The sequence below is a fragment of the Streptomyces sp. NBC_00448 genome (assembly GCF_036014115.1).
In the GTDB taxonomy this organism is placed as follows: Bacteria; Actinomycetota; Actinomycetes; order Streptomycetales; family Streptomycetaceae; genus Actinacidiphila.
This window is the reverse complement of record NZ_CP107913.1, coordinates 2,856,139-2,880,559: the sequence shown is the minus strand read 5'-3', so window position 1 is coordinate 2,880,559 and position 24,421 is coordinate 2,856,139. Positions and strand designations below refer to the sequence as shown.

General features: G+C 73.1%; 17 protein-coding genes. 13 read left to right on the top strand and 4 right to left on the bottom strand.

Annotation, left to right across the window (positions count from 1 at the left end; translation table 11 throughout):
• Positions 1 to 114: 114 nt before the first annotated feature.
• The 4 genes from OG370_RS12250 to OG370_RS12235 all read left to right on the top strand — a co-directional run bounded on the left by OG370_RS12250 (position 115) and on the right by OG370_RS12235 (position 4,277).
• The gene (locus OG370_RS12250) at positions 115 to 1,713 is read left to right on the top strand and encodes a hypothetical protein (protein ID WP_328463483.1); all 1,599 of its coding nucleotides are present in this window, start codon (positions 115 to 117) and stop codon (positions 1,711 to 1,713) included.
• A gap of 179 nt (positions 1,714 to 1,892) precedes the next feature.
• A complete protein-coding gene (locus OG370_RS12245; RefSeq protein WP_328463481.1) occupies positions 1,893 to 2,252 on the top strand; it encodes a PaaI family thioesterase in 360 nt (119 codons plus the stop codon).
• 61 nt (positions 2,253 to 2,313) lie between these two features.
• Positions 2,314 to 2,994 (top strand): sugar O-acetyltransferase, encoded by a 681-nt coding sequence (locus tag OG370_RS12240; RefSeq protein ID WP_328463479.1) that lies wholly within the window; start codon positions 2,314 to 2,316, stop codon positions 2,992 to 2,994.
• A 341-nt stretch (positions 2,995 to 3,335) separates the two neighbouring features.
• Positions 3,336 to 4,277, top strand: coding sequence for a carbohydrate kinase family protein (locus OG370_RS12235; RefSeq protein WP_328463477.1), 942 nt, complete (start codon positions 3,336 to 3,338; stop codon positions 4,275 to 4,277).
• A 79-nt stretch (positions 4,278 to 4,356) separates the two neighbouring features.
• Here OG370_RS12235 and OG370_RS12230 read toward each other — a convergent pair whose 3' ends face one another.
• Positions 4,357 to 4,953, bottom strand: a complete 597-nt coding sequence (locus OG370_RS12230) for a hypothetical protein (RefSeq protein ID WP_328463475.1) — start codon at positions 4,951 to 4,953, stop codon at positions 4,357 to 4,359.
• Between the two features lie 292 nt (positions 4,954 to 5,245).
• Positions 5,246 to 5,854 (bottom strand): TetR/AcrR family transcriptional regulator, encoded by a 609-nt coding sequence (locus OG370_RS12225; RefSeq protein ID WP_328463472.1) that lies wholly within the window; start codon positions 5,852 to 5,854, stop codon positions 5,246 to 5,248.
• 199 nt (positions 5,855 to 6,053) lie between these two features.
• Here OG370_RS12225 and OG370_RS12220 point away from each other — a divergent pair, with 199 nt between their 5' ends.
• Positions 6,054 to 6,959: an ABC transporter permease gene (locus tag OG370_RS12220; protein ID WP_328463470.1), complete on the top strand. Its 906-nt coding sequence runs from the start codon at positions 6,054 to 6,056 to the stop codon at positions 6,957 to 6,959.
• Positions 6,946 to 7,755: an ABC transporter ATP-binding protein gene (locus OG370_RS12215; RefSeq protein ID WP_328463468.1), complete on the top strand. Its 810-nt coding sequence runs from the start codon at positions 6,946 to 6,948 to the stop codon at positions 7,753 to 7,755. Before OG370_RS12220 ends, OG370_RS12215 begins: the two co-directional genes overlap by 14 nt.
• A gap of 95 nt (positions 7,756 to 7,850) precedes the next feature.
• Here the strand turns inward: OG370_RS12215 and OG370_RS12210 are convergent, their stop codons facing one another.
• A complete protein-coding gene (locus OG370_RS12210) occupies positions 7,851 to 9,215 on the bottom strand; it encodes a dicarboxylate/amino acid:cation symporter (protein ID WP_328463463.1) in 1,365 nt (454 codons plus the stop codon).
• Between the two features lie 600 nt (positions 9,216 to 9,815).
• Here OG370_RS12210 and OG370_RS12205 point away from each other — a divergent pair.
• The 4 genes from OG370_RS12205 to OG370_RS12190 all read left to right on the top strand — a co-directional run bounded on the left by OG370_RS12205 (position 9,816) and on the right by OG370_RS12190 (position 13,913).
• The gene (locus tag OG370_RS12205; RefSeq protein ID WP_328463461.1) at positions 9,816 to 10,748 is read left to right on the top strand and encodes a hypothetical protein; all 933 of its coding nucleotides are present in this window, start codon (positions 9,816 to 9,818) and stop codon (positions 10,746 to 10,748) included.
• Complete coding sequence (locus OG370_RS12200) at positions 10,745 to 11,590, top strand: collagen-like triple helix repeat-containing protein (RefSeq protein WP_328463459.1); 846 nt, start codon at positions 10,745 to 10,747, stop codon at positions 11,588 to 11,590. Before OG370_RS12205 ends, OG370_RS12200 begins: the two co-directional genes overlap by 4 nt.
• Positions 11,591 to 11,758: 168 nt before the next feature.
• Positions 11,759 to 12,388 (top strand): AAA family ATPase, encoded by a 630-nt coding sequence (locus tag OG370_RS12195; protein WP_328463457.1) that lies wholly within the window; start codon positions 11,759 to 11,761, stop codon positions 12,386 to 12,388.
• Positions 12,389 to 12,512: 124 nt separating this feature from the next.
• A complete protein-coding gene (locus OG370_RS12190) occupies positions 12,513 to 13,913 on the top strand; it encodes an RICIN domain-containing protein (protein ID WP_328463455.1) in 1,401 nt (466 codons plus the stop codon).
• 51 nt (positions 13,914 to 13,964) lie between these two features.
• On the opposite strand, the gene OG370_RS12185 is transcribed toward OG370_RS12190, so the two are convergent.
• Positions 13,965 to 18,008: a discoidin domain-containing protein gene (locus OG370_RS12185; protein ID WP_328463454.1), complete on the bottom strand. Its 4,044-nt coding sequence runs from the start codon at positions 18,006 to 18,008 to the stop codon at positions 13,965 to 13,967.
• Between the two features lie 705 nt (positions 18,009 to 18,713).
• On the opposite strand from OG370_RS12185, the gene OG370_RS12180 reads away from it, so the two are divergent.
• The 3 genes from OG370_RS12180 to OG370_RS12170 all read left to right on the top strand — a co-directional run bounded on the left by OG370_RS12180 (position 18,714) and on the right by OG370_RS12170 (position 24,383).
• Positions 18,714 to 19,328: a GNAT family N-acetyltransferase gene (locus OG370_RS12180; RefSeq protein WP_328463453.1), complete on the top strand. Its 615-nt coding sequence runs from the start codon at positions 18,714 to 18,716 to the stop codon at positions 19,326 to 19,328.
• A 244-nt stretch (positions 19,329 to 19,572) separates the two neighbouring features.
• Complete coding sequence (locus OG370_RS12175) at positions 19,573 to 23,250, top strand: prenyltransferase/squalene oxidase repeat-containing protein (RefSeq protein WP_328463452.1); 3,678 nt, start codon at positions 19,573 to 19,575, stop codon at positions 23,248 to 23,250.
• Positions 23,247 to 24,383, top strand: coding sequence for a hypothetical protein (locus OG370_RS12170; protein WP_328463451.1), 1,137 nt, complete (start codon positions 23,247 to 23,249; stop codon positions 24,381 to 24,383). The genes OG370_RS12175 and OG370_RS12170 overlap by 4 nt, the downstream gene beginning before the upstream one ends.
• Positions 24,384 to 24,421: the final 38 nt, after the last annotated feature.

Below are 24,421 nucleotides of genomic sequence, written 5' to 3'. Positions count from 1 at the left end.
TTCCGGCGGACGGGTGGTGCCGGGGCGCGGGCGAGGGGACCATGGGGGCGGTACGGCGGTGTTCCCAGGCCACGCTCCGTGCCGCGGGTACCAGGACGAGGTGGGGTGGGGGCCGTGCGCAGTTACGCCAGAGTGGTGGCCGGCAATCTGGTCATCGCCACGCTCTGCCTGCTCCCGGGCCCGATCGGGCTCGCCGTGGCGTACAGCGCCTGGGACGAGGGCGAGAGTTGGGCCTGGATCGCGTTCGTCGTGGGGCTGGTCTGCACGCTGTGCATCCCGTTCGCGGCACTCAAGGCCGCGCGCGGCGACTTCCCCCGGATCACCCGCAGGGACCGGGTGAAGGAGCGGACGAAGGAGCGGGGGAAGCGGCGGGAGAAGGGTGCGGGAGCCCCTCGCGCCGACGACGCCTTCGTGATCTGGGGCCCGTGCTCCCCGACGGGCCACCCGCGGGCACGGCTGGTCCGGGCGGACGTCCTGGAGGCGTCGCTCGTGCGGTACGCACCCGAGGGCGAAGCGACCTTCACCACGTGCTACGGCGACTACACCCCCGACGAGTTCACGCCGCTGGTCCGGCTGCGGCTGCGCGTGCACGGGGCGGAGGACGCGGACGGGACCGAGGACCGGGTCGGGGCCGGGCCGGCCGGGGAACGCGAAGGGGCCGAACGGGTCGACGCCGCCCCCGGGTTCGAGATCACGGGCGAGTGGCGGGTGCCCGCGCTGTTCCTGTCGGCGGTCACGGCGGGCCGCCTGGCCGTCCTCGTCGGACCGGCCGGCGAGGGCGGGGCCGTGCCCGTCGACTCGTCCGGCAGCCCCTCCGAGACCCCGTCCGACCACCCGTCCGAGCTGCGGGCGCACGGCCCGGTCGTCCCCCTGTGGCCGCGCAGCGCCCTGCTCGCCGGCACCCGGACCTGCCGCGTGATCGACCTCGACGGCCGGGTGACCGACGTGACCCGCCATCCCGTCCGCCAACTGCGGCAGATGCGCATCTCGCGGTCGGTGGGAGGAGTCGAACTGGTCGGTGACACCATCGACGTGCGCCGCCTGGACCCGCACACGGCGGCTCGCTACACCGCCGTCGCCGCGCAGGACCGCGCCTTCCCCGAGGACCGGGCGCCGGTGACCGAACCGGGCGAGGAGGCCCGCTGGATCGTCGACCGGCTCCCGGGCGCGCCGGCCGCGTTCGGGTCCGTCCCCCGGCGGTGGTCGCGCCGCGGTGGCGTGCTGGTCCGGGGCCGCTTCCTGGAGATGCGGGCCACGCACACCTTCCAGGACCACGGCCCGGTCCTCCACACGGTGCTGCGGCTCCAACCCGCCGACGGCACACCGCCGTTCGACGTCACCCGGCGGCTGACCGTGCCGCTGGACTACCTGGCGGTCCTGCACCGTACGAGGGAGGTGGTGCTCCGCGCCGCCCCGACCGGCTCCTCGTACGACGTCGACTGGGCCCGTACCAACCTGCTCGCCGGCACCACCGCGGCCGCGGCCATCACCCCCGACGGTCGCGAACTCCCCCTGGCCGGGCGCCCCGACGTGATCTGGTCGCTGATGAACCTGCTGGCCGCCCACGGCCTGTCGAACCGGGGTGCCGTCCTGGACCTGCGCGAGCGCCGGATGAGCGCGGTCGCGGGACCCGCGCTGGAGGTCTTGCGGGGCGCCTCGGCAGTACCCGCCGCCAGCGCTTCCGCCAGCGCCTCCGCCAGTCCCTCCGCCTGAGCCCGACGGCCGGCCGGCGCGGGCGGTTTCGCGGGGCTCCGGCCCGAGCAGGGCGTGGGAGGGTGGCCGCATCGGCGGCGGCGGAGGAGGGGCGTGGACGACCGGGTGCGGGCGGAAGAAGGGGGGCGAGCGCCGAGGTGCGGGCGCGGGTCCGGGAGAGCTTCGAACGCCAGGGGTTGATGAACCACCTCGGTGCGCGGATGACCCGGATCGCCCCCGGCCGGGTGCACATCGTGCTGCCGAGCCGCCCCGAACTCACCCAGCAGCACGGCTACTTCCACGCCGGCGCGACCAGCGCCGGGGGCTACGCGGCCTTGACGCTGTTCCCGACGAGCTCCGACGTGCTGACGGTCGAGTACAAGATCAACCTCCTCGCGCCCGCCGTCGGCGACCACCTCGAAGCGGTGGGCACGGTCCTGAAGTCCGGCCGCACCCTCACCGTGTGCCGGTTGGAGGTGTTCGGCGTCCAGGACGGCGGCCGCAGGCTCGTCGCGAACGGGCAGCAGACCCTCATCCGTGTCGACCGGCCCGAAGAGTGAGCCCGCGGCGCCCCGGTGCGCGAGGATCGGTGTACACCCGGGAGTCGAGGAGGAGCAGCAGATGGAGGAGCGCGTGGACGAGTGCGGGATACAGCGGGTGGCCGACCACGGGACCGGCCGCGGGGCCGACCACGGGACCGACCGCGGTGCCGACCGCGGGGACGCACACACCGACGCCAGGAAGCGCATCGCGCAAGGCCTGCTCTACACCGAGAGTGACGCGATGTTCATGGCAGGGCAGCGCCGTACGGAGTTGTTGTACGAGTACAACCTGACCGCGCCCTCCGAGCCGGAGCGGCGGGCCGACCTGCTCGGCCGGATTCTGGGATCGGTCGGCGAGCGGAGCTTCATCGCCCCCACCTTCCAGGCGGCGTACGGCAGCAACGTCCACATCGGGGACGACTTCTACGGCAACTTCAACCTCTCCCTCATCGACGACGTCGAGATCCGCATCGGCAACGGCGTCATGATCGCCCCGAACGTCACCGTCACCACCACCGGCCACCCGATCCACCCCGACCTGCGGCACGACTACAACCGGTTCTCCAAGCCGGTGACGATCGAGGACAAGGTGTGGATCGGCAGCAACGTCGTGGTGCTGCCCGGCGTGACGATCGGCCACGGCTCCGTGGTCGGCGCCGGCAGCGTCGTGACCCATGACGTCCCGCCGATGGTGGTCGCCTTCGGCTCGCCCTGCCGGGCGGTCCGGCCGATCTCGGACAAGGATCTGGCGCAGCGTTAGACCCCGTCGCCGCCCCAACGGGCCGCGACGACAGAGGAGTTCGCCGGGAAGCCCCCGGCGGGCAAGGGCACGGGTGCATTCGGGCCGGTGCCGGGCGACGACCCCGGCTCCGGCTCCCGCCATGTCCGGCGGCACTCGGTGCCCCCGAATTCCCTGCGAGGTGTTCCTGCCGGCCACCGGGGAGGCGCTCACCTTGCGCTTCTATCCTGTGGGCGAGGGGCTGTGGCACCTCCAGGCGCGTACGGCGGGAGAGGCGGCGCCGCCTTCGACATCCGGGTACGGCAGTTGGACGCGCTGCGGATCACGGAGACCGGCGCCGCCGCGGGAACTAGGAGGGCAACATGACATCCGAGAGCCGGATCATCGTGGTGGGCGAGAGCCTCGTCGACCTGGTGTGGCGGACCGGGGCGGACACCGTCCGCCCGGCGCCCGGCGGCAGCCCCGCCAACGTGGCCATCGGCCTGCACCGGCTCGGCCGCCCGGTCACGCTGATCACCTGCTGGGGCGACGACCCGCCCGGCGCGCTCGTGGCGCAGTATTTGACCGGCACCGGCCTGGACGTGCGCCGCGCGCCGACCGCCGACGGCCGCACCACGGTCGCGCTGGCGTACGTGGACGCGGCGAGCGGGTCGGCGACGTACGACTTCCTCGCCTCCTGGGCGCCGGAGAGCATCCCGGTGGGGGAGGACACCGCGCTGCTGCACACCGGCTCGCTGGCCGTCGTGGTCGAGCCCGGCGCGGAACAGGTGCTGGCCGCCTGCCGGGACGTGCACGGCCGGCCGGGACGCGCGGTCGCGGTGGACCTCAACGTCCGTCCCGCCGTGCAGCCGGACCGCGTCGCCTACCGCACGGCGGTGGAGCGGCTCGCCGCGGTCGCCGACGTGGTCAAGGCCAGCGACGAGGACCTCGGCTGGCTGTGGCCGGACCAGGACCCGGCGGTCTCCGCCCGCGCGCTGCTCGGCCACGGGCCGCGCCTGGTGGTGCTGACCCGCGGCGCGGCGGGCGCCACCGGGTTCACCCCCACGGCCGAGGTCTCCGTCCCCGCGCCGGAGGTGACGGTCGCCGACACCATCGGCGCCGGCGACGCCTTCCAATCCGCCCTGCTGGCCGGCCTGTTCGGCCCGCACCCCGACGGTTCGACCGGGGCACGGCTGCCGTCCGGGCCGCGCGGGCTGGAACGCGTGCTGCGCGCATGCGTGGTGGCCGGCGCGCTCGCCACGACCCGCCCCGGCGCGCAGCCGCCGACCGCGGACGAGCTGCGCGAGGCGACCGCCCTCCGGTAGGGCGTCGCCGCGAGGCCCCTTCCCCCCAGCGCCTTCGGCGGGGGCGGTGCGCTGGGCCCGGCGCCTCCGGCGGCGCGGACTACCGCGCCCAGCGGCCCATGTCCGGCGCGGTGCCGATCAGGCACTCGACATCGGCCGGGAAGCCGGCGAGGGCGTGGGCGGTCAGGCGCAGGTGGCCCTCCAGGCAGACCAGGTCGTCCTGCCGCACGCCGACCAGGACGAGTGGAGGGAACGACGCGCCTTCCGTGAGCGCGCGGGCCGCGTCGAGGAACGGCTCGTTGGACACGTCGAACGCCCGCAGCCCTGCCGTGACGCGGGCGGCGGCGTCGGCCGGCCGGCGGCTGCCGCCCGACAGCTCGACCCAGTAGGAGTAGTCGAGGTAGCGCACGGCGGCTGCCTCGGCGGGGGACAGGACCGCTCTGGTCCATGTGACGCCGGCGGGGAAGTTCTCGAACAGCCCGCGGTTCTCGCCGTACCCGCGTGTCGCGGCGAGCAGATCGCGACGCGCGAGGTTCGCCCAGGCGTCGGAGAGGTCCGGATGCGTGAGCAGCCTCTCGCTCTGCCCGGCCGCCGCGAGGCGGGACCGCAGGTCCGGGCCGAACCTCCGGCTGGGCAACTCCCCGCTCAGGAAGCAGGCGATCATCTCGTCCGCGCTGCTCGTACCCAGTCCCCGCACGTCCGCCAGCCTACGAGCGAGCGCGACCGCGGGGGGCCGGTGCCCGGTGGCGTGTCGAGGGTCCGGGGCGAGCCGTGGCGTTGCGGTGAACTCCTCGGTCTCGGCGGCGGACAGCGGCCGCTGGTCGCCGCCGGCGAGGAGGAGCGACCGGGCGCGGACCTTCTCCGGTTCGGTCGCGGCGTCGACCGCCGAGGGGAACAGCGCCGCGGGGACCGACCTGCGGCTCGCCGTCCACCGACCCGCCGCCCGCCAGAGCCGGCCCGCCGGCCCGTCCCGCCTGACCCCGCCCCCGTCAGGGGAGGCGGGTGGCGGACAGGCCCGCCGCGGTGGCGGCCGCGAGTACGTCGAGGTAGCCGGTCGGTCGGTCGGTGCGGACCATCACCAGCCGCCAGTACACCGGGCCGATGACGAGGTCGAGTGCGAGGTCCAGGTCCGTGTCGGGGGCGAGTTCGCCGCGCTTGATCGCGTTGCCGACGACGGCGGCCGCGACCGCGCGCTGGGTGTCGCGCATGGCGGCGTGCGCGGCGTGCGCGATGTCGGGGTTGCGGGCGGCCTCCGCGAGCAGGTCGGGGACGATCTGGGCGGCGAGCGGGTGCTCCAGCAGCCGCGCGGTGACCTCCAGCAGCTCCCGTACGTCGCCCCGCAGCGTCCCGGTGTCGGGTGCGGGCATGCCGTGCACCGCGAGGGCGGACACCACGTCGAGGACGATCGGCAGCTTCGAGGGCCAGCGCCGGTAGATCGCGGCCTTGCCGACCCCGGCCCGGCGGGCGATCCGCTCGATCGACATCCGCCCGTAGCCCACGGCGGCCAGCTCGTCGAAGACAGCGGCGCGGATGGCGTCCGTCACCCCCTCGCGGAGCACGGCGGCGCCGGCTGGTTGACGACGGGGATTGGGTTCCATGCCCCGAGCATAGCGTCACGACGGAACGGTTGCGTTCCGTTGTGACGGTCGCCTAGAGTCTGTGGTGCGACGGAACGGTGCCGTTCCGTTGTGTCTCGTTTCGTTCGGTTTCCCTTCGTTCCGTCCCGCGTGCGCCACACCACCCGCGACACGTCGGCGGGGGTCCGGCGATTCGCTCCTCCGGTTGAAAGCGCCCTCCATGACACAGCGCCTCGCCCCCGTGCACGAACCACCGGCCCACGCCATGAGCCCCTCCGAACTCGCCGCGATGTACGGCTTGTCGGTCAGTGGTGCTCGGCCCGGTCTGGTGGCTTACACCCGTCAGTTGTGGGGTCGTCGACATTTCATCAACGAGTTCGCGAAGGCGCGGACGGCGGCGCAGTACACGCAGGCGCGGTTGGGTCAGCTGTGGCAGGTGATGACGCCGTTGCTGAATGCGGCGGTGTACTACCTGATCTTCGGCATCCTGATCGGTACGCATCGGGGTATCGACAACTTCATCGCGTTCCTGGTGACGGGTGTCTTCATCTTCACGTTCACGCAGTCGTCGGTGCTGAGCGGGGTGAAGTCGATCTCGGGGAATCTGGGGCTGATCCGGGCGTTGCATTTTCCGCGGGCGTCGATGCCGATCGCGTTCACGTTGATGCAGTTGCAGCAGTTGATGATGTCGATGTTCGTGTTGCTGGCGATCGTGTTGATGACCGGCGAGGTGCCGGACATGTCATGGTTGCTGATGTTCCCGGCGTTGTTGTGCCAGTGGGTGTTCAATACCGGGTTGGCGTTGATCGTGGCGCGGTTGGGCAGCAAGATGACGGACTTGTCGCAGTTGATGCCGTTCATGTTGCGGACGTGGATGTACATGTCGGGGGTGATGTACTCCATCACGAAGCTGACGACGACGGCGCCGCATATTCTGCGGATTCTGCTGGATGTGAATCCGGCGGCGATCTATATCGATCTGATGCGGTTCGCGTTGATCGACAGTGTGACGGCGGCGCAGATGCCGCGGCATGTGTGGGCGATGGCGGTGGTGTGGTCGCTGGTCGTCGGGGTGGGCGGGTACATCTACTTCTGGAAGGCGGAAGAGTCCTATGGCCGTGGCTGAGCAGCCGGCGCTGCCGCCGGTGCAGGTGAGTCGTCCGATGGTGCCGACGGTGATCGTGGAGGACGTGAACATCGTCTACACGGTGTACGGGGCGGGGACGGGTAAGGGGAGTGCTTCGGCGGCGTTGGGGCGGATGCTGTCGAAGAAGCGGCGGTCGTCGAATGTGCGGCGGGTGCATGCGGTGAAGAACGTGAGTTTCACGGCGTATCGCGGTGAGGCGATCGGGATCATCGGGTCGAACGGTTCGGGCAAGTCGACGTTGTTGCGGGCGATCGCGGGGTTGTTGCCGCCGGAGTCGGGGCGGATCTACACGGATGGGCAGCCGTCGTTGCTGGGGGTGAACGCGGCGTTGATGAACGATCTGACCGGGGGGACGAATGTGATCCTGGGCGGGTTGGCGATGGGGATGTCGCGGGATGAGGTGCGGTCGCGGTACAAGGGGATCGTGGACTTCTCGGGGATCAACGAGAAGGGTGATTTCATCTCGTTGCCGATGCGGACGTATTCGTCGGGTATGGCGGCGCGGTTGCGGTTCTCGATCGCGGCGGCGAAGGATCACGACGTGTTGATGATCGACGAGGCGCTGGCGACGGGTGACCGGGCGTTCCAGAAGCGGTCGGAGTCGCGTATTCGGGAGTTGCGGAAGGAGGCGGGCACGGTCTTCCTGGTCAGTCACAGCAATGCGTCGATCCGGGACACCTGTGAGCGGGTGATCTGGTTGGAGCACGGGGTGATGCTGATGGACGGTCCGACCGAGGACGTGCTGACCGCCTACGAGGCCAAGACCGGCAAGTAGCGCCCCAGCGGCGCCGCAACGCCGACGGGCCCGCTCTCCCGATCGAGGGAGAGCGGGCCCGTCGCCGTGTTCCACGGAGATCCGCCGGGCGGCTGTTAGACGGCCGCGGTCAGTTCGCGGTCCAGGGGCTGGTCCTGGTCCTGATCCTGGTCGTGCCGGATGTCGTCGACCGGGGACGCGGTCGCCGAGTCGAACGCCTCGCGGTCGAGGATGCCCTCCTGCGCGGCCACGATGATCGGCGCCACGATCTGGCCCGCCACGTTCGTGGCGGTGCGCATCATGTCCAGGATCGGGTCGATCGCCAGCAGCAGGCCCACGCCCTCCAGCGGCAGGCCGAGCGTGGAGAGGGTCAGCGTCAGCATGATGGTCGCGCCGGTGAGGCCGGCCGTCGCCGCGGAGCCGACCACCGAGACGAACGCGATCAGCACGTAGTCCTGCACGCCGAGGTGCACGTCGAAGATCTGCGCCACGAAGATCGACGCGATCGCCGGGTAGATCGACGCGCAGCCGTCCATCTTGGTGGTCGAGCCGAACGGCACCGCGAAGGAGGTGTACGTCTTCGGCACGCCGAGCCGCTCCGCCGACTTCTGCGTCACCGGCAGGGTGCCCACCGAGGAGCGGGACACGAACGCCAGCTGGATCGCGGGCCAGGCGCCCTTGAAGAACTGCAGCGGGTTGACCTTGGCGACCGTCGCGAGCAGCAGCGGGTAGACGCCGAACAGGACCAGCGCGCAGCCCACGTAGACGTCGGCGGTGAATGTCGCGTACTTGCCGATCAGGTCCCAGCCGTAGGAGGCGATGGCGTAGCCGATCAGGCCGACGGTGCCCAGGGGCGCGAGCCGGATGACCCACCACAGGGCGGTCTGCAGCAGTTCGAGGACGACCTCGCTCAGGGTCAGGACGGGCTTGGCCCGCTCGCCGACCTTCAGCACCGCGATGCCGGCGATCACCGCCATGAACACGATCTGCAGGACGTTCAGCTCGGTGAAGGGCGTGATGACGTCGGTCGGGATGATGCCGGTGAGGAAGTCGATCCAGGAGCCCGAGTGCTGCGGCAGCTTGCCGTCCTTGGCGGTGAGGCCGGTGCCGGAGCCGGGGTTGGTGATCAGGCCGATCGCGATGCCGATGGCGACCGCGATCAGCGACATGATCATGAACCAGAGCAGCGTCCTGGCGGCCAGCCGGGCCGCGTTGTTGACCTTGCGCAGGTTGGTGATCGACACCAGGATCGCGAAGAAGACCAGCGGTCCCACCGCGAGCTTCAGCAGCTGGATGAAGAGGCTGCCGATCTTGTCGAGCGTGGTGGTGAGCCAGCTGATGTCCTGGCCGCGGGCGAGCCAGCCGAGCAGGGCCCCGAGGACGAGGCCGGTGACTATCTGGGCCCAGAACGGGACCTTGGGCAGGGAACGGCTGCGGGGTCCGGCCGGACCGGTGCTGCCGGCGGCGGTGTTCGCGGACACGAACGCACTCCTGACATGGCGTGGGGATGGGGACGGGAGGTGCCGGCCGCCACGCGCGCGGGAGCGGGTGCCCGCCGGACCGCGGGCCGGCACGCACGGGTGCGGCCGGGGCGGGGGAGGGCGAGGGGATGCGCTGCTGCGCGGGTGTGGCGCCGGGGAGGTTCAGGCGGTGCGGCGACAGACCGCGGACATGCAGCGGCAGAGATCGACGTGCAGACGCGACACGAGCGGAGTGCTCATGCCATGTTCAGGGTGCACGGATATCTTCACGTCCGACAGTTAACACGGTGGCTTTGGGACATTCAAAGCAGTTCTTGGGGTCTGCTTGACGGTGTGCGGCAACGCCCTTGCGCCTCGCGGTAGTTGGGTGCGAGGGCGGCCGGGCGCTGTGAGCTGGATCACGCGAGGGTTCCGGCGGCGGGCGTCGCGGTGGGTGCCGGGCGGGCGGCGACGGGTATCGGCGGCCGCCGACCGTGGCGGCATCGGAGTTACCCGGGGTAATCGCGGCTACCGCCGGGTAATGGCGAGCGCCGCAGCATAGCGCCGGTCGCCCCGTTCGCAACCTCTGCGCGGTGCCGGTTGTCGTGCTGTACTGGCCAGATGAAGCGCAAGCTCAGGCAGGCCTTCACCGCGCACGGAGGGCGGGCCGCCGGTGCCGCGGACGCCCCCGCCGGGGGCGTCTCCGGCGGTGCCGCCGACGCACTGGCCGAACTGGTGCGCCGCAGGGTCCGGCTCATGATCGAGATCACCGCACGGGCGGGCGAGTACCGCAGGGGCCTGGTGAAGGCGGCCGGCCGGCTCAGCCCCGAGGAGGCGGTGATCCTCGACGACCTGGAGCAGCACGGCCTCCAGGTCCCGCAACTGCGCGACGTGCTGCGCGGCGGCCACGTGCTGGTCGACGACCCGGAGCTGTACGAGAAGTGGCGGGCCGGCAAGGGCAACCACGCGCGGCTGTCCAGCCACCACCGCGACATCGACAAGAAGCGCTACCCCGACTTCGGGATGCGCGGCCACGTGGTCCGGGAGAAGCTGCACGGCCGCACCGTGAACGGCACCTGGGTGCAGCTGGAGAAGACCCCGGCCGCGTTCGGCGGCAGCAAGAAGCCCAGCCTGGACGACCTGCGGCACCTGATGGACTACGTCCAGTACCGCTTCACGGGCAGCAACGTCGGCCCCTGGGGCCTGTCGCGGATGACCGAGCGGCACCCGATGTACCTCTCACCGGTGGTGGCCGTGCCCACCACGCTCACCCCGCCGGTCGCGCAGACGCTCACGCGGACGCTGCGCCGGATCGAGCAGAGCGACGACATCACCGCCGTGTCGAAGGAGCTGGCGGCTCACTTCCCGCCGCCGGACCGGCCGGACCTCAGCGGCGAGCTGGGCCAGGCGCTGACCGGCCGGGGCGGGCGCGGGCTGTTCGGCAACTCCGAGGTGTGGGTCACCCAGGCACCGTCGCAGGTCGCGGCCCGGGTGCTCCGCGAGACGCACGAGCCGCCCGCGCAAGGCACGTGGCAGACAGGAGGGCCCTCATGAGCGACGAGCGCGACGACCTCCCGCCCACCGGACCCCCGAACCCGGCCGGCGAGCCGAACCCGGCCGGCGAGCCGGACCCGGCCGGTGACCCGGGCGCTCCTGGTGACCCGAGCACCCCGGCCTCGCCCGGACCCGGCGAGGCGTCCGTCCCGTCCGGCCTGGTGTCGGCCGTGGTGAGCCTGGTGAACACCGGGCCGGTACTGCTCGGCGCGTACACGATCGCCGAACTGACCGCCGTGGACGCGGTCGTGGACTTCCTGGAGGCCCGGCCGTCGGACGACGAACTGGCCGAGGCCGTCCGCTCCCTGGCCGCGCGCGAACTGCTGCTGGCCGGTGACGGGGAGCAGGTCCAGGTCCGCGGGGACCTGGGCATCGCGGTGGCGTTCCAGCAGCGGGCCCGCCGGGTGCTCGACGCCCGTACGACCGGCACGGTCGCGGGGGAGCCGTGGCGCATCCTGTTGCTCCCGCAGCCCGAGCGGATCTGCCTGATGGTGCGGATCGACGCGCTCGGCGTGCACCAGATCGGGCTCTACAAGCTCGAAGAGGCCGTGCGCATCCTCGTGGACTGGCTGCCCCGCGGGCAGGCGGCCGAGCCCGATCCGGGCCTCGGCGCCGACGACCTGCTCGCCGGTGCGGAGCGGGCCGCGCTGCTCACGCTCGTGGAGTACACCGCCGAGGGGTCCGCCGAGATCGCGGGCGCCAGCACCGACCTGGTGCTCGCCCGCAAGGGCGGCCGGCTGCACCTCCTGACCCGGGACCCGGCGCACGACGACAAGCTGGAGCCGAAGCCGGTGTCGGGCAAGGACGAGATCCGCGACCGCCTCGTCAGCCTGCTGACCTGAGCAGACCCCGCCACCCGAGCGGACCCCATCACCTGAGCGGACCCCGCCCGATCCGATCCGATCCGCCCGATCCGGCCCGGTCCGATCCGATCCGGCTCGCCCGCCCCGTCTGCTATCCCTGAGCGGGTGCCCACACCTCCCACACCTCCCACACCTCCCACGGCTCCCGTGCCCGCACCGCCCCCCGACCCCGCGCCGCCTCCCGCCGCCCTCCCGACGCTGATCGTCGTCAGCGGTCCGCCCGGAGCCGGCAAGACCACGCTCGCGCACGCGATCGCCCGCGCGGTGGGGTGCCCGGCCGTCTGCCGCGACGAGATCAAGGAAGGCATGGTGCACGCCACCCCCGGTCATGTGCCCGGCCCGGCGGACGAGTTGAACACGCGCACGCTGCCGGCGTTCTTCGGCGTGCTCGAACTGCTGCTGCGGGCCGGGGTGACGACCGTCGCGGAGGCGGCGTACCAGGACCGTCTGTGGCGGCCCGGCCTGACGCCGCTGCTGACGACGGCCGACGTCCGCGTGGTCCACTGCACGGTCCGCGCAAGCGTGGCGCTGGAGCGCACCCGCCTGCGGCTCGCGGCGAATCCGGTGCGGCGCGCCCACGAGAGCGGCCCGCCGCAGGACCCGGCGGCGCACGCGGTCCGGCACGACGCGTTCGACCGGGTCGCCCTGGACGTGCCCTGGATCGAGGTGGACACCACGGACGGATACGCGCCCGGGCTCGACGAGATCGTCGCCTTCGCGGGCGGCCCGCGCCGGCCGGGCTCCGGGGAGCGTTCCACCCCACGTTCCCCCACGTGACAAGGCCGGTGGAGCCGGAGGGAGTTGCCGGGCGGACGGAAGGGCAACGTCCTCGCCCCCGCGGCTGCGGATTACTGCCCATGGGGCCGCTGACGAGGGGGCCGGCTGATCCTAGGGTGGACAAGTGAGCCTTTGGACCTCTTTGGAACCCGCGTCGGCGACCGTCGATCCCGGCGGGAGCACCACCGTACGACTGCGGGTGCGCAACACCGGCGACGTGGTGGACGAGTACCGTTTCGAGCCCGTCGGGAGCATCGCCCCCTGGGTCCAGGTGGAACCGCAGCTGCTGCGGCTCTACCCGGGCACCACGGACTCGATCCTGCTGACCTTCACGCCGCCGCGCACCCCGGACGCCACGGCGGGCCCGAACCCGTACGCGATCCGGGTCGTCCCCACCGAGAGCCCCGAGGCCACCACGGTTCCCGAAGGCAACCTCACCATCACGCCGTTCACCGAGGTCCGCGCCGAGATCGTGCCGCCGACCGTGAAGGGCCGCTTCCGCGGCAGGCCCCGGCTCGCGGTCGACAACATCGGCAACACCAAGCTCACCGCCTCGATCAGGGGCACCGACAACGGCGACCAGCTCGCCTACGACATCCACCCGGCCAACGTGCAGATCGAGCCGGGGCGGGCGGCGTTCGTGAAGACGACGCTCAGGCCGCGGCAGATGATCTGGTTCGGCTCCAGCCAGCAACGCCCGTACACGCTGGACGTGTCGCGGTCCGGGGCGATGCCGCTCAGCGTCGACGGGAGGTACGTGCAGCGCGGCTTCCTGCCGCGCTGGATCGCCGCCGCCTTCTGCGCGCTGCTCGGTCTCGCGGTCGCCTTCACGATGATCTGGCTGACCCACAAGCCCGCGGTCGGCTCGCTCGCGACGGCGAAGGTCAACCCGGCCGGCTTCGCCACGCTGACCCCCTCGCCGCCGGCGCCCAGCACCCCCGTCACCACACCGCCCACCACCCAGGCCCCGACGACCAACCCGACCGCGGGCGGTGGCGGGGGCGGGGGCGGCGCCCCGGCCAAGAAGAAGCCGAAGAGTCCGGTGCCGGCGACGAGGGTGCTGCTGCGGAACACCACCACCAACAAGTGCGCCGACCTCCCCGGCGCCGACGACGGCAAGTCCGGCGGCCCGGTCAACGAGTTCACTTGCATCGGCGACGACACGGACAACCAGCTGTGGGACCTGGAGGTGCGGTACCCCAAGCTGGGCCCCGGCGGCACCCAGCTGTTCCAGATCCGCAACGACAAGGACCGGCTCTGCATGGACCTGCCGAACCTCGGCGCGGAGCCGATCACCACCCCCATCACCGAGTTCGCCTGCAACGGCACCACCGCCGACAACCAGCTGTGGTGGATCGACAAGCAGCCCGACGGCGCGTACTGGATTCGCAACTACGCCAGCGACAACAAGTGCCTGGACGTGTCCGGCAGCAGCACCGGCGGCGACAACACCATGCTGACCCTCTTCAACTGCACCGACACCGATGACCAGGAGTGGCAGATCGTGCACCCGAACACGGACTGATCCGCGGCCGGCGACCGGCCCGCTCCTGGCCGTCGGTGCACCGGTCCCGGGTCAGCCGCGCGCGACCGTGCGGGGCACGTTGTAGCCGTCCACCCGCAGCGCCGGACGGCCCGACGGCAGCGCGCCGTCGGGCCACGACAGCGTGAGGGTGCGGGACTCACCGGGCAGCAGCCACAGGTAGTTGTCGCCGTACAGCGTCGGCAGCACCCGCTGCCCGCTCCGGTCGTCCAGCAGCGAGAGGCGGACCATCGCCGCGACCGCGCCGCCGCGGTTGGCGACCGTCGCCGTCGCCTGCGAGCGGCCGCCGGAGCGGGTGACCCGGCCGAGGCCCGCCGACACCCGGACCTGCGGGGCCCGGTTGAGCGCCTTCATGTCGGCCGTCTCGCGGTAGCGCCAGTACGTGTTCTCCGACAGCACGCGGCCCTTGGCGTCCGTCAGGGCCAGCCGCAGCAGGTGCAGGTCCGGCAGGCCGTCCGTCCAGCCCGCGGTGAACGCCGGCGCCGTGCCGGAGGACGCGACATCCACCTTCGCGGTGCGGGTGCCGCCCAACTGGTGGCCGGCCAGGTCGTACAGCCTGGCGGTGACCATCGCGCCCTTGAGCGCGCCGGCGGTGTGGTTGACCGCGGTGACCTGCCACTTGACGGCGTCCGCCTGGACGTGGAAGGGCTCGCACGCCTTGCGCGCGCCGTAGTACGTGCCGTTGACGTCGAAGTCGTAGTCGTAGGTCTGCCACACCGTGCTGTGCCACGCCGGGTGGGACATCCACAGCATCAACCCGGTGGCGTCCTGCCACAGGTTGGCGTTCCACGCCTCGAACATGGCGCGGGTGTTCTCGTAGTTGACGAACTGCGCCTTGCGGGCGAAGTCGTCGAGGTCCTTCGCGGTGTCGAGGCGGTCCTCGATCGCCGTCGCGTAGTGCTGCGGCTGCTGGTTGCCGTTGGTGCTCCAGTCGTGGTGGTACCAGGCGGTGCCGATCGGCCACTCGGGGCTGTCGCCGACGAGGTGGCGCATGCTCTCCGCGGTGGACACCACCGGCATGCCGATCTCGGTGTGGAAGCCGAAGCTGTGGCTGCCGTACGTCGACGCGTCGAAGTAACTCGCCGGCTCGACCCAGTTGTAGGGGCCGCCGCCGGTGATGATGCCGCCCGCGGAGTTGTTCTGGTAGAGGGTGCCGGGGGCCAGGCCGGTGACCGCGGCACGCATGCCGTCGTCGATCGCGGCGGGCGGGTTGCCCTCGTTGGCGCCGCACCAGACGACGACGCTCGGGTGGATGCGGTAGCGCAGCACGGTGTCCCGGGCCTGGGCGTTGAACACGTCGTGGTCCGGCGGGTCCATGCCCCAGGCGTTGGGGAAGTCGTTCCAGACCAGGATGCCGTGCTCGTCGCAGGCCGCGAAGAACTCCTCGCGGTCGCTGCTGCCCACCCAGTTGCGGATCATCGTGAAGTTCATGTCGCGGTGCATGCGGACCGCCGCGTCCATCCGCTCGGCGGGCATCCGGCGCAGGAGTTCGTCGTAGCCCCAGTTGCCGCCTCGGGCGAAGACGGGCACGCCGTTGACGCTGATCCGCAGCGGCTGCGGCGAGTTGTCCACGGACTTCACGTCAGTCCACGTGGTGCCGTCGTCGGAGGTCTGGATCGTGTACGTCTTCGCGTAGGCCGCCTCCCAGAGGACGACGACCCGGTCGAAGGGGACGGCGGAGCCGAGGTCCACCTGGACCCACTGGCCGTCCTGGTAGGCCGAGGACCAGCGGGTGTTCGGGTCCCCGTCGGTGGCGTGGGCGGGCCCGTTGCCCGAGCCGTCCTCGGTGCTGGAGGCGGTGGCCGTCCTGTGCAGCGCGAGGTCGGTGTCCGGGGACGCGCTGTCGATCACCGACAGGGTCCACAGCGAGAACCCGTAGCCGGTGGCCCGGGTCGCGCAGGCGAGCCGGACGTAGCGGGCGGTGCGGCGGTCGAAGTCCTCGGTCTGCAGGCTCGCGTCACCGGCGTTGAACGGCAGCGGCACCGCGGTGTTGTCGACCGCCTTGGCGTCGGTCCACGTCGAGCCGTCGGTGGACACCTGCACGACGTAGGACTTCGCGTACGCCTGCTCCCAGGTGAGGTCGACCCGGTCGAAGGCGACGGACGAGCCGAGGTCCACCTCGATCCACACGTCGTCCTGGGCGGCCGACGCCCAGCGGGTGTTCGGGTCGCCGTCGGTGACGTTCGCGGGCCCGTTGCCCGAACCGTCCTCGGTGGAGGACGCGGTGGCCGTCCTGTGCAGGGCCAGGTCGGTGCCGGACGCGCTGTCGACGACCGCGAGCGTCCACAGCGAGTAGCCCCAACCCGTCGCCCGGGTCAGGCACTTGATCCGCACGTACCGGGCCTGCTGCTTGTCGAGGGCGACCGGCTGCGTGTACGCGTCGGTGCTCGCGCCGAACGCGACCGGCAGGTCGCCCTCGTAGCCGAACTGCCGGATGCCGAAGCGGGTGGTGCGGCGGTCGCTCTCCTGGCCGCCGACGGACGCGACGAGCGTGAGGTCGTGCAGGTCGGCGTCGCCGTAGCCGTTGGGCCACCACAACTTCGGGTCGCGCAGCCGCAAGGCGGCGAAGGCGTCGGGTGCGAAGACCACGTCCGTGGTGGCGCCCGCGGCCACGGTGACCGCTTGGGAGACCTGCACGGTGCCGAACGACGCGGTGACGGTGACCTTCCGCTCGGCGGTGTCGGCGTTGCGTACCGGCACGGTGACGGTCAGTTCCGCGCGGTCCGTCGCGGGCAGGCCGGGCAGCTTCGTGTCCACCCGGGCGTCCCCGATGACGGCATGGCCGGTCGAGCGCAGCCGGACGTGGTTCCAGATGCCGGCGGCGCGGTCGCGTACCGCCGGCATCCAGTCCCAGCCCGAAGCGGACAGGTACGTCGGCGAGTTGAGGTTCATCTGGCCGGCCCCCGCGTCAACGAACGACTGGCCCAGCGGGCCCTTGTCGCCGGGGCTGCCGGGGACCGGCATCGGGGTGATCCGCACCGCGAGCACCTGCCCTCCGTGGGCGGCGAGTTGACCGGTCACGTCGGTGGCGGAGCGGGCGAACGGGTGCGCCATCGTGGCCACCTGGCTGCCGTTGAGCCAGATGTCGGCCTGGTGGTTGACGCCGTCGAACTCCAGCCAGACGTGCCGGCCGGCCCCGGTGCGCAGGGCCCGCGGCAGGTCGAAGTCGCGGCGGTACCACCAGGAGTGGCGGGACAGCGCCTCGGGAATGTGCAGGTTGTTCATCCCGGCCACCGGGTCGGGCAGCTTGCCCTGGTCCACCAGCGAGGTCAGGACGGTGCCGGGGACGGTCGCGGGCAGCCACCCGCTGTCGTCCACGCCGGTACGGGAGAGCCGGGCGCCGTCCGCGCCGGCCCAGTCGTCCAGGGTCAGCGTCCAACCGGACTCCAGCGGCACCGTGCCGTCGTCGGCGGCCTTGAGGGCGGGCGGGGTGTGGTGGTGGCTGCCCCAGTCCGTCCAGCCGGTGGCGCCGGGGCGGTGGCCGCGGGCGGTTCCGTACACCTCGAAGCCGTTCAGACCCAGCGGGTTGGCGCTGGAGCGCTTGCGCACGGTCAGCCGGACCCAGCGCGCGGTGACCGGCGTCGCCGGGGCGATCTCGACCACGCCGCCGGTTCCCGCGCCGGTCCGGTACAGGCTGGTCCAGGACGTGTGGTCGCGGGAGGTCTCGACGACGAAGTCCACCGCGTAACTGGAGAGGATCTCCTGGCCGGTGGTGCCGTCCCAGCGGTTGCCGCTCGGCCCCTCCAGGAAGACCGGGTCGCCCTCCTTCGCCTCGAACGTCAGGCGCAGCGAGGTGACGTCGCAGTCGCCCTCCAGGTCGACGGCGATCCACTGCGGGTCGCCGTCGGCGGCGCGCCAGCCGCTGCCCTTGACGCCGGCGGAGTTGAGCCGGTCGACGACGAACGCGCCGGGCGTGGGCGCGTAGTCGGTGGAGGAGACGGATATCGGCCGGTATGCGGCGAGTTCGGCCTTGCCGGCCGAGCTGCCCGGCTTCGCCGCGCCGGCGGCGAAGCTCGTACCCGGCAGCGCGAGCCCGAGGCCGAAGCCGGCCAGCAGGGTGGAACCGGCGGTGACCACCGAACGACGTGAGGGACGGCCCGAGGGGCCGGCCGTGGGAGAGCCCGAGGAGGAGCCCGAAGGGTGACGCGAGGGGCGGGCAGGCGGGTTCGACATGCGCGGCGACTCCATGGCAGTTGAGCACGGGAACGGGGCAGACGTGCAGCACAACGCGTCTGACAACGTTGCCATAGAGTCCGCCGACGGCACGCCTCTGTCAAGGGTTCGCGAGCGGACCGGGACGTCGCACCCGGGAGCCGCAACGCGGCCCGGGCGGGCAGCCGTCGATTGCTTCCCGTCCTCTGCTTCCCGTCCTCGGCGCGAGGGCGGGAAGCAGGGGGCGGGTTCCACCGCGGGTCGTGACGGCGCGAGATCATCTGCCGCCGGTGGACAGCCGGCGCCGCCACTGGCGAGGTTCACCGGTTGCCGGCGGGGGAGCCGGAGGGCGTCGACGGTCCCGCCGCCCGGCGCCGTGGTCGCCGACGGGATCGGCAGGGGCGGGTGCGTGACCGCCCAGTCGGTGTCGGCGCCGCCCACCGGGCCGAGCGGAGTCGGGTCTCCGCATGGACGGATCGCCCAACCGCCCGAGCCCTGACCGCCTTCCACCTGCCGGCTCCCCGCCCGCGCCACACGTGCGGGCGCGCCCGCACGGGCGCCGGCGGCCGGAGATACGCGGGCGGCGGAATCGGGCACGTATGGGTGACGGGCGTAGAGAGGCTCCGCGGCATGAGCGTCGAGGTCGAGGTCGAGGCCGTACGGTCCGCGAGCCCGGAGGTGGTGGCGGCGTTCGGCCGCCTGCTGCCGCAACTGTCCGCATCCCTGGGGCCGTTGGACCACGAGGCGGTCGAGCGGATCGTGAGCTGCGAGACCAACACCGTGCTGGTCGCCCGGTCCGGCGGCGAGATCGTCGGCACCCTGGTGCTGGTGCTGGTGCTGGTGCTGGTGCTGGTGCTGGTGCTGGTGCTGGTGCTGGTGCCGCCGCCGCTCGCCTCCGGCCTGCGCGGGCGCGTGGAGGACGTCGTGGTGGACGGTGCGGCGCGCGGCCAGGGGGTCGCGGCGCCGCTGACCGGGCACGCGCTGGGGCTCGCGCGGGAGGCCGGCGCGCAGCGTCGACCTCACCTCGCGCCCGGAACGCGCCGCCGCGAACCGGCTCTACGAGCGGCTCGGGTTCGCGGCGAGGCGGTCGACGGTGTACCGGTTCGCGGTCGGGGAGTAGCGGGCGCCGGGCGCCGGTTGCCGTCGCGGGGGCGGCTCGCGCGGCCTGCTCGGCTCGCGTGGCGGTGGAGGGGCCGGCGGCAGCGCCCGCGGGGGAGTGGTGAAGGCAACGGTCCGTCACGTTGACGGGACGCGCCGCCGCGTGGTGCCATGAAACGCATTTCCGATTCAGCAGCCAGGGGAAGCCGGTCGAAACCCGGCGCTGACCCGCAACCGTAGGCCCACCGCGAGGCGGGCGAGCCGGACCACCTGCGCTGAACAGCAAGTCACGCTCGCCGTCGAGGACTACGGCACGGACGACAGGCCGGTTCGTGTGCCGGCCTTCCCTCCGTGGCCCGCGCTCCGCGCCGGCCGGACCGGGGGGCCACCCGTGCTCGTTCTCGCCAGGCGTCGCCGTCACAGACGGCCGCGCACCGCCGTGCTGCTCACCGCGGCCGCGCTGACCTTCGGCTCGGTCGCGGCCGGCCTGGTGTCGGCCGCCGCGCCCGCGCACGCCGACCCGATCGGCGACTGCACGCCGACCAAGGGCGCGGTCGTCGCGGTGGACTTCGCGCACTGGGGCGGCCCGGTCGTCCGCGGCTGCGACGCGAACCCGACCACCGGCATGAACCTGCTGCACAACGCCGGGTTCACCACCACCGGCACCGTGCACGACGGCCCCGGCTTCGTCTGCCGGATCGGCGACGCGGACTACGACGGCGGCACCGAGTACCCGACGGCGGCCGACGAGCCGTGCGTGCTCACCCCGCCGGCGGACGCCTACTGGTCGTTCTGGATCGCGCCGGCCGGGCAGCACACCTGGACCTACAGCCCGCTGGGCGCGCTGAGCGACCACCCGGAGGACGGCGAGGTCGAGGCGTGGATCTTCGGCCCGACCGACATCGGCGGCACCACCGGCGGCCCGTCCTTCACCCCCGACTCCGTACGGGCCCAGGACACCTCGGCCACCACCCCGCCGACCACGCCTCCGACCACCCCGCCGACGTCGCCGACCAGCCCCCCGGCCGCGGTCGACGCGGACCTGGCCGGTGCGGCGAAGTGGCTGACCGGGCGGCTCACCGACGGCGACCACGTGTACGACGGCGACCGGGACACCACCGACCTCGGCGCCACCGACCACACCGCCGTGGCACTGGCCGCGGCCGGCGGGTCCGAGGCCACGGTCCGCAGGATCGACGCGTACCTGACCGCGCACCTCACCGACTACCTCTTCCCCGACCCGACGGTCTCGGTGCCGAGCGTGGGCGCCACCGCGAACCTGGCTCTGCTCACCGAGATCCTCGGCGCGGACCCCGCCAAGGTCGGCGGCCGCGACCTGCTGGCCGACCTCACCGACCACGTCTGCAAGGCCGCGGGCAGCCAGGGCGACTGCACCGCCGCCGGCGACTTCTACAGCGTCGGCTCGCCTGACACCCAGGCGCTGGCGCTGCTCGCCCTGGAGCGCGGCGGCGTCACCCCGCCGGCCGCCGCGGTCTCCCGGCTCACCGGCATGCAGTGCGCTGACGGCGGCTTCTCCGCCTCGATGCTCGGCGCGAGCGAGCGCTGCTCCTCCGACCCGGCGATCACCGCCGACGCGGTCATCGCGCTCAAGCAACTCCCGGGAACCGCAGATGTGTTGAGCAAGGCCGGCGACTACCTGACCGGCCGGCAGGCCGCGGACGGCGGCTTCGTGCCGTACGGCGCCGCGTCCGCGGACACCGCCACCACCGCGGCCGCCGCGCAGGCGCTGCGCCTGCTCGGCGACACCGACCAGGCGGTGAAGGCCCGCAACTGGGCGGTCGCCCGCCAGACCGACGACGGCGGATTCACCGCGGACAGCTCCGGCGGCGCCCCCAACGTCTACGCCACCACCCCGGCGCTGCTCGCCGCCACCGGCACCGACCTCGCCACGCTGACGTTCGGCGCGCAGCACACCACCCCGCCCACCTCCCCGCCGACGACCGCGCCCACCACCCCGTCGGACACCTCCTCGCCCTCGCAGTCCCCGACCGCGGTCGGCCCCGACCTGGCCAAGGGCGTCGCCTACCTGGTGAACCGCGACAACCTGGTCGACGGCCACTCCTACGAGTCCTCGCCCGGCTTCGCCGACTTCGGCATGACCATCGACGGCCTGTTCGCCCTGGCCGCGACCGGCGGCGCCGACGACACCCTGGCGTCGATCTCGGACTTCCTCCAGCACGGCAAGGACGCCGGCGGCCGCGGTATCGACGCCTGGACGCTGATCGGCACCTCCTACGCCCAGGGCGGCTCGCTCGCCAAGGAGGCGGTGGCGGCCGAGGTGCTCGGCGCCGACCCCCGCTCCTTCGGCGGCCACGACCTGATCGCCGCGCTCGACGCCACCATCTGCGCGAAGGCCGACACCTCGGGCGGCTGCGCGGCCAAGGACGACTACGCCTACGCGACCTCGGTGTTCTCCCAGTCCCTCGGCGTCATCGCGCAGATCCGGGCCGGCGATGCCGACCGGGCGGCGGGGCCGATCGCCTACCTGGAGAGCCTGCAGGACGCCGACGGGGCCTGGCCGAGCCTGATCCCGTCCGGCGGCGACCAGGACGCGGACAGCACCGCGATGGCGATGATGGCGCTGGACCTGGTGCCCGGCGACGCGGCGGCGCGGGCCGTCGCGAAGGGCGGCACGTGGCTGGCGGGCAAGCAGCTGCCGAACGGCGGGTTCCACGGCGCGGCCGGCGACTCCGTCAACTCCGCGGCCCTCGCGATCCAGGGGCTCTCCCTGGACGGCGCCGGCGGCGGCACGTACACCGGGCAGATCGCCAAGGCCCGCGCGTTCCTGGCCGCCGAGCAGAACCCGGACGGCGGCTTCCGGGTCGCCTCCGACGCCGACCAGACCACGTCCGACCTGCGCGCGTCCACCCAGGCGCTCGGCGGCGCGGTCGGCACCTCCTTCGGCACGCTGCTGCGGGACCTGCGCGACCAGAAGGCGGCCGCGGCCGGTGCCGGCTACCTCGTCAAGCAACTCGACGGCGGCGACCACCTGGCCAACGACTACGGCCCGGACTACGGCCTCACCGCCGACCTCACGCTCGCGCTCGCCTCGACCGGCGGGCAGGACGAGGCGCTGACGAAGACGACGGGTTACCTCGCCGGGCATGTCGCGCAGTACGCCGACCCGGACGGCACGTCCGACTACCCGGGCCCGTACAGCGGTTCGACGGCCAAGCTCGCGCTGGTCGCCGAGGTGATGGGGCAGGACCCGCACCACTTCGGCGGGTTCGACCTGCTCACCACGCTGACCGGCCACGTCTGCACCGCGGCCACCGACGACGGCGCGTGCACCGCGCCGGGTGACTTCTCCCAGGCGTACTCCACGGTCTCGCAGGCCCTCGGCGTGCTCGCGCTGGCCCGCGGCGGCGTCACCGTACCGGCCGCCGCGGTCGACCGGCTGCTCCAACTCCAGTGCAAGGACGGCGGGTTCTCCTCCACGCTGATCGCGGCCGGTGCCGACTGCACGTCCGACACGGACACCACCGGGTACGCCGTGCAGGCGCTCACGCTGGTGCCGGGGCACGCCGACGCGGTCGCCGCCGCGCGGGCGTACCTCGTCAAGGCGCAGCAGAGCAGCGGCGGTTACCAGGGCGCGGCCGGCGTCAGCACCAACTCCACCGCGCTGGCGGTGCAGGGCCTGCTCGCCACCGACCGACTCCGTCCCGAACCGGCCCGCAGCGGGCAGGAGTTCCTGGTGTCGGCGCAGAACGCCGACGGCGCTGTCCGGATCACCGCCGACGCGGGCGACTCCGACGTCCGCTCCAGCACGCAGGCCGTGCCGGCCCTCGCCGGCACCCCGCTGACCACGCTCACCCACGCGCTCGGCCCGATCACGGCCGTCGGCGGCGGTGACGACGGCGGTGCGTCCGGCGGCTCGTCGGGCGGTTCCGGCTCCGGTTCCGACTCCGGCTCCGGTTCCGGCGGCACGCTCGCGGCGACCGGTACGGCGGTGCTCTCGCTGGCCGCCGCTGCCGCGATCCTGCTGGCCGCCGGCGCCGCGATGACGGCCCTGCGCCGCAGGTCGGCCGACGAGGGGAGGCACCAGTGAGGAAGCTCTTCAGCCGGACGCGTCGGGCGGCGGCGCCCGGCTCGGGCCCCGGCGTACGGGAGCGGGTCGTCCGCGTGGGGGCCGCGCTCGCGGTGCTGTGCGCGGCCGCGCTGACCGGGCTCGGCCCCGGGGCGGGCAGCGCGGCGGCGAGCCCGCTGCCGATGAGCAAGTGCACGACGACCTCCGGCGTGGTGCTCGCGGTGGACTTCAGCCACTGGGGCGGCCCGCTGCTGCGCTCGTGCGGCACCACGCCCACCACCGGCTACGCCCTGCTCAACCAGGGCGGTTGGCAGACCACGGGCACCCAGCACGACGGCCCGGCCTTCATCTGCCGGATCGGCTACGCCGGTTACCAGGGCGGCAAGCAGTACCCCACCAGCAAGGACGAGGCGTGCGTGCTGACGCCGCCGGCCACCGCGTACTGGTCGTACTGGCACGCCGACCCGGGCCAGAACAGCTGGTCCTACAGCCAGTTGGGCGCGATGAGCTACCACCCCAAGCCCGGCAGCGTCGATCTGTGGATCTTCGGCGCGACGAACACCGCGGGCACGCAGGGGCGGCCGACGTTCTCCCCGGACAGCGTGCGGGCGCGCAACACGTCGCCCGGGGGCGGGAGTTCGACCTCCGGCGGGGGTTCGACCTCCGGCGGGGGTTCGACCTCCGGCGGCGGCGCGGGGAAGCCGCCCGCGACGCACTCGCCGTCCGCGTCCGGCGGGCATCCGGGGGCGGGTGGCACGAAGGGCGGGACCGGCGGCAAGGCCAGTGCCTCGCCCCATCCGTCGGGCACCGGCCCGACCCCCACGGCGAGCCCGAGCTGCCCGGCCACCGCGACGGCCACGCCCACGCCCACACTCACGCGCACCGCGACGCCGACGCGCACGGCCACGCCGAGCCTGACCCGTACGCCGGCCACCACGGCCACCCCGAGTTGCCCGCCTGCCGCCACTCCCAGCGCGGACGCGGGAGCGGGCACCCGGTCGTCCTCCGCTCCGCCGGTGGTGGATGCCTCGCCGACGGCCGCCGTCCACCACTCCTCGGGCTCGTTCGTTCCCATCGCGGTGACGTCCGTGCTGGTGGCCGTGATCGGCGGCGCGACCGTCGTCCAGGTGCGGCGCCGCCGCCGCGCGGAGTAGTCGGTGACCCCCAGTGCGGCGGCGCCCAGCGCCGAGGG